Below are 2,080 nucleotides of genomic sequence, written 5' to 3' on the forward strand. Positions count from 1 at the left end.
GTTTTGTATTGGAATTATAAAAATCTTGTAAATTATACTCTTTAATATATTTACGATAATTTCGTAAAACATAAATACTGGGGTCATTATCGTTATATTAAAAACCGTAGTATTCAAGTTCAAATAAATCAGGTCGTTCTTGTTTGTTTGTTAAAACAAGTTTTTTAGTAATATTAGGTATTTTATTTCAAACAGCACCCATTGTTAATCGTAAATTAAAAATACCCAAACCATTAAATGCTTTTTTGTTTTCTGAATATACTTGATTGTGTTCTTTTAAAATATTTTTAATTCTTTCATTTAAGGGTAAATATGGGGTTACAAATTTTTCATAAAAGACATGGTATTTATCAAAAGGGTTAAAAGTAAATTGATTAGAATATGTTTTATGAAAATATGTTGTTACTGTTATGTATTGTTTTGCTGTGTTGTCTCATTCTTGAAATGTCCAAGATAATTCTGTTATTGGAATAGGATTATCTAAATTATATTGTTCATTATCATTTTCGTCTATATATTTTTCATAAGATACTTTTAAACTTTTTGAACGAAACATTGAAACTCTTAAATTATTATATCTTTTATCTAGTTCTTTGTCCGTTAAAATTTCTTTTTCTTCAGCATGTATCATTTCATCTGTTCACGCCGATATAATACCACTACCTTTACCAACTTTTCCCATAATTTTATTACCATTAGCATAACCCGCAAAAGCAATGCGAACACCACTAGGAAAAACAATTTCGCCACCTTCTTTAACATTTTTAGGTCAAACAATGCCATTTTCATTGTCGGGTCCTATATCAATCCCATATTTATCGTATAGATAATTACATACATTAATTGTATCGCCAAATGTAGTATCTTCATGGGTATTGGCATATCTTCGTAAAATATTAGATGAAGCATCGGTAAAATTACAAGCAAAAAATAATTTTTCTGCTAAATGATTTCATGTTTTATTAGTACCACGCCCCGCTGAAACAAATTTAAAAAAAGTTGGCGAAGTAAAATATCGGGCATAACTATCACCAACAAAATCTTTAAATACTTCTCAATCAAAACCAAAATTATAGTCACTAAAATTTAAATCATATTTTTTATTTAAATGTTGATAACTAGTAATTCGTTTTTTGTTATTAATTTTTTTAAAATCTTGCATTTTTAATTAGCCTCCTTTTTTTGATAAAATTATTTGAAGTATTAAATATCATAATTTAAAAAAATTGTTTAATTACGAAAGGAAATTATAAAATGGAATTAAAACAAAATTTATTAGGAAATTATAAAGAAAATAAAAGAAAAAAAACAATAAATGAAATTAATAATTTCTTAATTGAAAGAGATAATGAGATATTTAAATTATATCAACAAGGAAAAATATTACAAGGATATAAGGTTGTATCAAAAATACCAAAAACATTTAAAACAGAATATGGGGATAACACTGTAAAAAGACGAAGATATGTTAAATATGATGAAGAAAAAAAGAAAATATAAATCGTTATCCTTTAGATGAAGAATTGGGGTTAAAAAAATACGAAAGAATTGAAAAAAATTTAAAAGATAAATATATGTCTTTTATGGGCGATGGGAAAAGATATAAAGATATTTTGCATACAACAGAAAATGCTAACATTAGTGAAAGAACAATATCTAATATTTTTAAAAATGCCGATTTAGAAGAAACCGATTACATTAGTAATAAAAATAACAATAAAATTAAAACCCCAAATAATGTTTTATATATTCAAATTGATGGGGCTTTTGAACCTATGAGAGAAAATAAAAAAAGAGTTGAAAATAAAATATTTCTTGCGACTATGCATGTTGGTATTGATGAAGAAAAGTCAACAAAAACCAGAATAAAAATGAAAAAGAAAAAAGGCGTTTTTCAAATGATGAATAAAAATCATAAGAATAAAAATGATAAATCTAATATTGATAATTTTATTTATAAAATTTTTAAATCAATTGATACTTATGATATTAATGAAGATACTAAAATATTAATATTAAGTGATGGTGAAAAACAAATTAAAAAAATTTACAAAGCAGTAAAAGCAAAATATAAAAATAA

The 2,080-nt window shown here is 23.7% G+C and carries 2 protein-coding genes and 1 pseudogene; 2 read left to right on the plus strand and 1 reads right to left on the minus strand.

Features of this window, described 5'->3' with window-relative positions:
- Window positions 1-97 precede the first annotated feature (97 nt).
- Window positions 98-1,162 (minus strand): hypothetical protein, encoded by a 1,065-nt coding sequence (locus tag D9R21_RS05930; protein WP_126821477.1) that lies wholly within the window; start codon window positions 1,160-1,162, stop codon window positions 98-100.
- Between the two features lie 92 nt (window positions 1,163-1,254).
- Between D9R21_RS05930 and D9R21_RS05935 the strand changes: the two genes are divergently transcribed.
- Both D9R21_RS05935 and D9R21_RS05940 read left to right on the plus strand, forming a co-directional pair.
- Window positions 1,255-1,500 (plus strand): hypothetical protein, encoded by a 246-nt coding sequence (locus D9R21_RS05935; RefSeq protein WP_126821478.1) that lies wholly within the window; start codon window positions 1,255-1,257, stop codon window positions 1,498-1,500.
- 23 nt (window positions 1,501-1,523) lie between these two features.
- Window positions 1,524-2,080, plus strand: a pseudogene (locus D9R21_RS05940) (hypothetical protein); the annotation flags it as partial.

The sequence above is a fragment of the Spiroplasma endosymbiont of Megaselia nigra genome, assembly GCF_003987485.1.
GTDB lineage: Bacteria > Bacillota_I > Bacilli_A > Mycoplasmatales > Mycoplasmataceae > Spiroplasma.